General features: G+C 69.3%; 6 protein-coding genes and 1 tRNA gene. 1 reads left to right on the forward strand and 6 read right to left on the reverse strand.

What is annotated here, in order from left to right; all coding sequences use genetic code 11:
- Positions 1-140 precede the first annotated feature (140 nt).
- The 4 genes from RWP81_RS11210 to polA form a co-directional block, all read right to left on the reverse strand.
- Positions 141-1475 (reverse strand): MFS transporter, encoded by a 1335-nt coding sequence (locus tag RWP81_RS11210; protein ID WP_314456129.1) that lies wholly within the window; start codon positions 1473-1475, stop codon positions 141-143.
- Entirely contained in the window at positions 1472-2548 is a 1077-nt protein-coding gene (locus RWP81_RS11215) for an LLM class flavin-dependent oxidoreductase (RefSeq protein WP_314456131.1), read from the reverse strand. Before RWP81_RS11215 ends, RWP81_RS11210 begins: the two co-directional genes overlap by 4 nt.
- 97 nt (positions 2549-2645) lie before the next feature.
- Positions 2646-4322: a DUF885 domain-containing protein gene (locus RWP81_RS11220; protein WP_314456133.1), complete on the reverse strand. Its 1677-nt coding sequence runs from the start codon at positions 4320-4322 to the stop codon at positions 2646-2648.
- Positions 4323-4785: 463 nt separating this feature from the next.
- Complete coding sequence (polA, locus tag RWP81_RS11225) at positions 4786-7422, reverse strand: DNA polymerase I (protein ID WP_314456135.1); 2637 nt, start codon at positions 7420-7422, stop codon at positions 4786-4788.
- A gap of 72 nt (positions 7423-7494) precedes the next feature.
- Between polA and RWP81_RS11230 the strand changes: the two genes are divergently transcribed.
- On the forward strand, positions 7495-7926 hold the full coding sequence (locus tag RWP81_RS11230) for a hotdog fold thioesterase (RefSeq protein WP_314456137.1): 432 nt from the start codon (positions 7495-7497) through the stop codon (positions 7924-7926).
- Between the two features lie 209 nt (positions 7927-8135).
- On the opposite strand, the gene RWP81_RS11235 is transcribed toward RWP81_RS11230, so the two are convergent.
- Together RWP81_RS11235 and RWP81_RS11240 are read right to left on the reverse strand one after the other, a co-directional pair.
- Positions 8136-8756, reverse strand: a complete 621-nt coding sequence (locus tag RWP81_RS11235; RefSeq protein ID WP_055954901.1) for an ANTAR domain-containing response regulator — start codon at positions 8754-8756, stop codon at positions 8136-8138.
- Positions 8757-8815: 59 nt separating this feature from the next.
- Positions 8816-8896 (reverse strand) — tRNA-Leu (locus RWP81_RS11240).
- Between the last annotated feature and the right edge of the window lie 98 nt (positions 8897-8994).

Consider the following 8994-nt stretch of genomic DNA (forward strand, 5'->3'; position numbering starts at 1 on the left):
GGTGGGCGTGCACGCCTGCTCCCCTCGGCCGAGTGTCCAGGACACGCCGCGCGTGCCGGGACGGTGCGGCGTGTCGTGGACACTCAACGGAACGGCGAGACGCGACCGTCAGGCCGCGATGCCGATCGCGGACGTGACCGTCACGCCAGCGCACGCCCCCGCTGCTCCCGAAGGAAAAGCGCGGCGACCACCGCGATGGCGAAGAACGCCGCGAACACGACGAACAGCAGTTGCGCCCCGCCGAGGCCCAGCAGCGGCGGCACCGCGAGAGGGGCGATGATCGACGCGATGCGCCCCACCCCGGCGGCCCAGCCGGCCCCGGTCGCGCGCAGCGTCGTGGGGTAGGTCTCGGGAGTCGCCGCGTACAGGGCGCCCCAGGCGCCGAGGTTGAAGAACGACAGCATCATGCCCGTCGCGATCACGGCGAATTCGCCCGACGCGGTCCCGAAGAGCACCGCCGCCACCGCCGAGCCGGCGAGGAACGTCGCCAGCGTCGCGCGCCGGCCCCACGTCTCGATGAGCCAGGCGGCTACGGCGTACCCGGGCAGCTGCGCGAGCGTGATGATGAGCGTGAAGCCGAAGGAACGCACGAGGTCGTAGCCCTGGGCGACGAGGATCGTCGGGATCCAGATGAACGCGCCGTAGTACGAGAAGTTTACGCAGAACCACAGCACCCAGAGACTCACCGTGCGAGCGCGAAGCTCCGGCGCCCACAGGGCGCTCACCCTCGGTCGGGCGGTTGGAGCGGATGCCGCGACACCCTCGGTCGACGCCTCGAGGGCCACGCGACCGGCCGCGGCCTCCAGATCGCGCACGATGACGACGGCCTCGGCGTTGCGTCCGCGCGAGGCGAGCCACCGAGGCGACTCGGGAAGGCCCCATCGCACGATGAGCGCGTACGCCGCGGGGATCGCCCCGAGTGCGAAGGCCCAGCGCCAGCCGTCCGCCGACGACGGCACGACGAGGTAGCCGATGAGCGCCGCGGCGGTCCACCCCACGGCCCAGAACGCCTCGAGGAATACGATGAGTCGCCCGCGCATGCGCGCCGGGGCGAATTCGCTGACGTACGTCGAGGCGACGGGGAGTTCCGCGCCGAGGCCGAGCCCCACCACGAAGCGCAGCACGAGAAGGGCGGCGAGTCCCCCGACGAGGGCGCTCGCACCCGTCGCGAGACCGTAGACGAGCAGGGTGAGCGCGAAGACGTGGCGGCGACCGAAGCGGTCGGCGAGCAGCCCTCCGACGCTCGCGCCGATCGCCATACCGGCGAATCCGACCGACGCGATCCACGACGCCTCGGTCGGCGCGAGTTGCCACTGCACGCTGAGGGCGGCAATGACGAACGAGATGAGCCCGACGTCCATGGCATCCAGCGCCCAGCCCAGACCCGACCCGCCGAGGATCTTCGCGTGCCGGCGCGTGAACGGCAGCGCATCGAGGCGTTCGGACACCCGGACGGCGTCGGTGCTGGTGGTCACCGGATGCCGGAGACGTCGCTTGTGACGCGCGCGTCACTGTCGGCGAGCATCTCGTGAACGAGCGGCAGCACCCGCGTGCCGTAGAGCTCGATGCTCGACATGAGACGGTCGTGCGAGATGGAGCCGCTGGCGATCTTCATCTGGAAGCGCGTGTTGCCCAGCGCCCGCACCGTGGCGACGATCTTTCGCGCGACGGTCTCGGGCGAGCCGATGTACATCGCCCCTTCGGGCCCGACGTCCTGCTGGAACCGCAGGCGGTTGTACGCGGGCCAGCCGCGCTCGCGACCGATCGTCGTGTTGAGTTCGGCGACGCCCTCGTAGGCTTCGTCCCACGCCTGCTGGTCGGTCTCGGCGATGTGGCCGGGCGAGTGCACCGAGATGGGCAACTGCGGTCTGCCGAGTTCTTGCAGCGACCGACGGTAGAGGTCGGCATAGGGACGGAACCGTGCCGACGATCCGCCGATGATCGCGAGCACGAGGCCGTATCCGTAGCGCGCGGCGCGCACGACCGACTCCGGGGAGCCGCCGACGCCGACCCAGGCCGTCAGTCCCTTTTCGGTCTTCGGGTACACGTCGGCATCATGGAGCCCGGCGCGTGTGCGACCCGACCAGGTGACGGGCTTTTCGTCGAGCAGGAGCGAGAACAGCTCGAGCTTCTCCTCGAACAACTGCTCGTAGTCGGCGAGGTCGTAGCCGAACAGCGGGAACGACTCGATGAACGACCCGCGGCCGAGGATCACCTCCGCGCGTCCGTTCGAAACGGCATCGAGCGTCGCGAAGCGTTCGTACACCCGCACGGGATCATCGCTCGACAGCACCGTCACGGCGGTTCCGAGGTGGATGCGGGTCGTGCGGGCAGCCGCGGCCGCCAGGACGATCTCGGGGCTCGTGACGGCGAAGTCCTTGCGGTGGTGCTCCCCCACCCCGAAGAACGACAGACCCACCTGGTCGGCGAGCACCGCCTGTTCCACGACGTTGCGGATCGTCTGCGCGTCCGACTGCAGCGACCCGTCGGAGCCGCGCGAGATGTCTCCGAAGGTGTCGAGTCCGAGCTCGAGGGGACGGTCGTCCATGGGGTCTCCTTGCATTCGGATGAATGAACTTTACGCGACGGCGGAGTATTCCCCGCATCGCCGAGGGGCGCCACCGAAGCGACGCCCCTCGGGGAGATCAAGTGGATGCCAGGGCGGCACGCAGCGTGTCGAGACCGACGCCGCCGATGTCGAGGGCCCGCGTGTGGAACTGCTTCATCGAGAAGTCGGCGCCGCGGCGCTCCTGCTCCTCGTCGCGCACCTGCTCCCAGATGCGCTGGCCGACCTTGTACGAGGGCGCCTGTCCCGGCCAGCCGAGATAGCGGTTCACCTCGAACCGCACGAACTCCTCGCTCATGTTCACGTTCTTCAGCATGAACGCCAGCGCGTAGTCGTGGTCCCAGGTGCCGCTTCCGTCGAGGCGGGGCTTTTGCAGGTGCACGCCGATGTCGAGCACCACGCGCGCTGCGCGCATGCGCTGCCCGTCGAGCATGCCGAGGCGGTCGGCGGGGTCGTCGAGGTAGCCGAGCTGCTCCATGAGGCGCTCGGCGTACAGCGCCCACCCCTCGGCGTGTCCGCTGGTGCCGGCGAGCAGGCGCCGCCACGAATTCAACTGTGCGCGGTTGTAGACCGCCTGCGCGATCTGCAGGTGATGTCCGGGAACGCCTTCGTGGTACACGGTGGTGAGCTCGCGCCAGGTGTCGAAGGTGTCGACGCCCTCGGGCACCGACCACCACATGCGACCCGGACGCGAGAAATCGTCAGTCGGTCCGGTGTAGTAGATACCGCCCTCGTTCGTCGGAGCGATCATGCACTCCAGCTTGCGGATGGGCTCGGCGATGTCGAAGTGCGTGCGGCCGAGCTCCTCGACCGCCCTGTCGCTCGTGCGCTGCATCCATTCCTGCAGCGCCTGGGTGCCGCGGAGTTTTCTCGACTCGTCTTTCTCGAGGAACGCGACCGCCTCCTCGACCGTGGCGCCGGGGAGGATCTCGTTCGCGATCGCCTCCTGCTCGGCGACCATGCGTGCAAGTTCTTCGACACCCCAGTCGTAGGTCTCGTCGAGATCGATCTCGGCGCCGAGGAACCGGCGGGAGTGCAGCGCGTACAGCTCCCGCCCGACGGCGTCCGTGTCACCGGCCACGGGTGCCAGCTCCGACGACAGGAACCTCGCGAGCGAGTCGTAGGCGAGGCGGGCGGCGTTGGCGTTCGTCGAGAGGTCGCGTGCGAGGGATGCCGGCAGCTGTCCCTCTTCGGGGGCGGCGTCGCCGACGAACTCGGCGAAGAACCCGGTGTCGGCGGTGTAGCGGGCGATCTGAGTGGCGACCTCGCTCACCTGGCGGCGCGCCGGGACGACCCCCTCGGCGATGCCGCGTCGGAGGGTTGCGACATAGCCGTCGACGGCGGCGGGAAGAGCGCCCAGGCGCGTGGAGATCGTCGCCCAGTCGTCGACCGTCGCGGTGGGCATGAGGTCGAAGGTCGCGCGGATGTCCTGCGCGGGAGAGGCGATCACGTTCAGGTCGCGCAAGTGCGTCTTGGCCTCGTGCTGCTCCACCGTGAGGTCGAGCTCGCGTCCCAGATCCATCTTGGTGACGGTGTCGATCGAGTCGACCGCTTCGGCGGACGCGAGCGCGGCCCGCGTCGACCGCGCCTCGGCGATGAGAGCTTCGGCTCCCTCGGGGCTGTAGTCGCCGAAGCGACCGTTGTGCTCGAAGCGACCGATGTAGGTCGCCAACGTCGGCTCGCGCTCTGCCAGGGTGTCCACCCACGCGTCGGCGATCGTGTCGATCGGCGTGGGTGTGCGTTGTGCGTCAGTCATCCTCCGAGCCTAGGCACCTGGCGGCGGCGGCGCACACCCCCGTCGCGAGGATGCCGTGATGGGCGACCGTGGCGGGAGTCGGTGTGGGTGACCCGCGAGGGTCTCGGGAGCCGAGGAGATCCGGGAGGGGAGGAGAACCCGGGAGCGGAGGTGAATCCGGGAGTGGACGTGAACCTGGGAGCGGAGGAGCACCCGGGAACGGAGGAGAATCCGGGAGCGGAGGAGCCCGGGCCGATCGGGCGTCCTCCCGTCCGGCAATCTCCTCCCGCCCGGGAACTGCTCCCGGGTTCGCTCGACGGGGGCGGGGCCCTGTCGCCGAACATGAGCACGAACGGCACACGCCAGCCACACGCGAGTATCGCGTCGCCGGGGCGACGAGGGCCATGATCGCCAGCCTTCCACTCGCGAGCAGCAGACCGAGGGGAACGCCCAGCTGCGGCGACGCGCCGAACCGAGGTGATGCTCAATGCCCCGCTTCGTCCCAGTCGCCGCCGCGGCCGATCTGCACGTCGAGTGGCACCGACAGCTCGGCGGCGTCGGCCATGCGCGCCCGCACGATCTGCTCCACGGCATCCCACTCCCCCGTCGCCACCTCGACGACGAGTTCGTCGTGGATCTGCAGCAGCACGCGCGAACGCAGTCGAGCGGATGCCAGGTCATCGCGGATGCGGAACAGCGCGACCTTCATGATGTCGGCGGCGCTGCCCTGAATGGGGGCGTTGAGCGCCGCGCGCTCGGCGTTCTCGCGCAGCACGCGGTTCATGCTGGTGAGGTCGGGGAACGGGCGGCGGCGGCCGAAGATCGTCTCGGTGTAGCCGTCTTGGCGGGCCTGCTCGACCGAGCCGCGCAGGTAGTCGCGCACCGCGCCGAAACGGGCGAAGTACTCGAGCATGAGCTTCTTCGCCTCGGACTGCTCGATACGCAGCTGCTTCGACAGCCCGAACGCCGACAGGCCGTAGACGAGGCCGTACGACATCGCCTTGACCTTCGTGCGCATCGCCGGGGTGACGTCGGCAGGCTCGACGCCGAAGACGCGCGCGCCGACGAACCGGTGCAGGTCTTCACCCGAGTTGAACGCCTCGATGAGCCCGGGGTCACCCGACAGGTGCGCCATGATGCGCATCTCGATCTGCGAGTAGTCGGCGGTCAGCAGCGTCTCGTAGCCCTCGCCGACCTCGAAGGCGGCGCGGATGCGACGACTCTCTTCGGTGCGGATGGGGATGTTCTGCAGGTTCGGGTCGGTGCTCGAGAGGCGTCCGGTCTGACTCCCGGTCTGCACGTACGTGGTGTGGATGCGCCCGTCAGCGCCCGTCGCGGTGTCGAGGGCGTCGATGATCTGCTTCAGCTTCGTCGCCTCGCGGTGGCGCAGCAGCAGGTCGAGGAAGGGGTGGTCGGCGCTTTCCTGCAGGTCGGCGAGGGCGGCGGCATCGGTGGTGTAGCCGCTCTTGGTCTTACGCGTCCTAGGGAGTTGCAGTTCGTCGAACAGCACCTCCTGCAGCTGCTTGGGCGAACCGAGGTTCACCTCGTGTCCGATCGCCGCGTACGCGTCGCGGGCGAGTGCGTCGGCGCGGGCGCCGAGCTCGGAGGAGAAACCGGCCAGCTTCTCGTGCGACACGGCGACGCCGGCGAGCTCCATGTCGGCCAGTGCGGTGAGCGTGGGCATCTCGATGTCGTCGAGCACCTGGGTGACGCGCTCCGGCATCTCGGTGCGCTGCACCTCGGCCACGCGCCGCGTGAACCACGACAGCTGACCGGGGGTGGCGCCCTCGGTCTCGGGCACGAGCTGCGTCGGGTCGGCAACGGGAAGCTTCTCGTCGAGGGCGCGCTCGACCAGGTCGGCGAGCGTCTTGTCGGGGAAACTCGGGCGCACGAGCCACCCGGCCAGGATCACGTCGAACGCGACTCCGCCGACCTCTACGCCCTCGCGGGCCAGCGCCTTGACCTGCGGCTTGGCGTCGGCGAACACCTTCGGGGCATCGGATGCCAGCCACCCGGCCAGCGCGTCACGCACCGCCGGGGTCCAGTCGGCCTCGGCCGCGGCCGACGCCGAGGCGAGCCCGATCTGCACGGGGGCGCCGCCCGCGAGGGTCACGGTGACGCCGACCGGGCCCTCTGCGGCTGCCACCCAGGCGGCGAGGGCGTCGGCGTCGAGGCGCGACGGAGTGGGGGCGGTGGCGGTCGGCCGGGCCTCTTCGGCAACGCCCATGTCAGCGCCGAACGCGTCGAACACCCGCGGCAGCAGGGTGCGGAACTCCAGGCGCGCGAAGATGTCGCGCACGGCCTGCGCGTCGAGCGGCTTCACGGCCAGGTCGCCGGGCCCGACGGGGAGCTCGACGTCGCGCAGCAGGCGGTTCAGCGTGCGATTGCGCCGAACGCCGTCGAGGTGCTCGCGAAGGTTGTTGCCGACCACGCCCGTGATCTTGTCGGCGTTGTCGAGCAGGGCCTCCAGCGACCCCCACTGCGTCAGCCACTTGACCGCGGTCTTCTCGCCGACCTTGGGCACGCCGGGCAGGTTGTCGCTCGTCTCGCCGACGAGCGCCGCGATCTCGGGGTACTGGGCGGGCGGGAGCCCGTACTTCTCGACCACGGCGTCGGTGTCGTAGCGCTTGAGCTGCGACACCCCCTGCACGTTGGGATACAGCAGCGTGATGTCGTCGGTGACGAGTTGGATGGTGTCGCGGTCGCCTGAGCACACGAGCACGGTGAATCCCTCGGCCTCACCCTGCGTGGCGAGGGTCGCGAGGATGTCGTCGGCCTCGAAGTCCTCTTTCTTGAGCACCGGCACGCCCATCGCCTCGAGACAGTCCTGCAACAGCGGGATCTGGCCTTTGAACTCGGACGGCGACTCGCTGCGGTTGGCCTTGTACTCGGCGTATTCGCGGGTGCGGAACGACTGCCGCGAGGTGTCGAACGCGACCGCCAGATGGGTCGGCTTCTCGGCCTTCACGAGGTTCACGAACATCGACAGGAAGCCGTAGATGCCGTTGGTGTGCTGGCCGTCCTTCGTCGAGAAGTTGTCGACCGGCAGGGCGTAGAACGCCCGGTACGCCAGCGAATGGCCGTCGACGACGAGGAGAGTAGGCTTTTCGGCATCCGTCACCCCTCCAGCGTAACGAGAACCACGGACACTCCCCCGGCCCCGCCCGAACAGGGCGACGACAGGAAGGCGACGATGACGTCGACGACAGACGACACCACCTCCGGACTCGACTGGGCGAAGATGCGCGGAATGGGCGCCCTCGCCGAGAAGATGGGCATCGAGTGGGTGGAGTTCACGGTCGAGCGGTGCGTGGCGACCATGCCGGTGGAGGGCAACACTCAGCCGGTCGGCCTGCTGCACGGCGGTGCCTACGTGGTGCTCGGTGAGTCACTCGGGTCAATGGCGGCCAACCTGCACGCCGGCGCCGGACGCCTCGCCGTCGGCATCGACATCAACGCCACGCACACGCGGTCCGCGACGTCGGGCATCGTGACCGGCGTCTGCACGCCGATCCACCTCGGCCGCTCGATGACGGTGCACGAGATCGCGGTGACCGACGAACAGGGCCGCCGCTGCTCGACCGTGCGCATCACGAACTTGATCAAGGACGCACCGCAGGGCTGACTGACCCCCGCACCCTGAGCTTTCGTCGGCCCCAGGAGCCTGAGCTCGTCGAAGGGCCCGGTTTCGCGTGTGCGTCCCGGTGGCTTGGACGGACTCAGCCACCTCTACCGGCGGGAGGCTCCTGAGCCCGTCGAAGGGTCTGTGCCCCACTGCCCCGGAAATGCGAAATGGATGCCACCGCAGTGGCATCCATTCGGCGAATCGTCTCGTCAGGCCTTCTTGGGGGCCAGCTGCTCGATGATCGCCTTCGCGACGTCTTGCATGGTGAGGCGGCGGTCCATCGAGGCCTTCTGGATCCAGCGGAACGCCTCGGGCTCGCTGAGGCCCATCTTCTCGTTGAGCAGGCCCTTGGCGCGGTCGACGAGCTTGCGGGTCTCGAAGCGCTCGACCATGTCGGCGACCTCGGCCTCGAGCGTGATGATCTGCTCGTAGCGGGCCAGGGCGATCTCGATCGCGGGCAGGAGGTCGTTGGGCGTGAAGGGCTTGACGACGTAGGCCAGGGCGCCGGCCTCGCTCGCGCGTTCGACCAGCTCCTTCTGGCTGAAGGCCGTCAGCAGCACGACGGGGGCGATGTGGTTCTTGCTGAGCTTCTCGGCGGCGCTGATGCCATCGAGCTGCGGCATCTTGACGTCCATGATGACGAGGTCGGGGCGCAGTTCGGTCGCCAGCTGCACAGCGGTCTCGCCGTCGCCGGCCTCGCCGACGACGTCGTAGCCGTTGTCGCGGAGGATCTCGACGATGTCGAGGCGGATGAGCGACTCGTCTTCCGCGACGACGACGCGACGGGGAGCCGCGGGGGCGCTGCCGGTAACGGCTTCTTGATCAGTCACGGAACCATCCTAAGTCTGGAAGGGCGCCTAGCCCTGGATCGCACGGGATGCTGTACGGGTACCGGTGGTGGGACTCGAACCCACACGTCTCTCGACAGAGCATTTTGAGTGCCCCGCGTCTGCCATTCCGCCACACCGGCAAGTGTTGCGCTCCCAAACTAGCGGGCGGGAGCGCGACGACCCCCCCCCGGATCCACCGCGCGCCTGGGATGGGGGCAGCACTCCATGGGAACCGGGG

The organism is uncultured Microbacterium sp., from assembly GCF_963521695.1.
In the GTDB taxonomy this organism is placed as follows: domain Bacteria; phylum Actinomycetota; class Actinomycetes; order Actinomycetales; family Microbacteriaceae; genus Microbacterium.

Bases quoted from the DNA above. Each gene is read 5' to 3' on its own strand.
- RWP81_RS11230 (WP_314456137.1), top strand. From the start codon at position 7,495: ATGACGTCGACGACAGACGACACCACCTCCGGACTCGACTGGGCGAAG.
- RWP81_RS11215 (WP_314456131.1), bottom strand. From the start codon at position 2,548: ATGGACGACCGTCCCCTCGAGCTCGGACTCGACACCTTCGGAGACATC.
- RWP81_RS11220 (WP_314456133.1), bottom strand. From the start codon at position 4,322: ATGACTGACGCACAACGCACACCCACGCCGATCGACACGATCGCCGAC.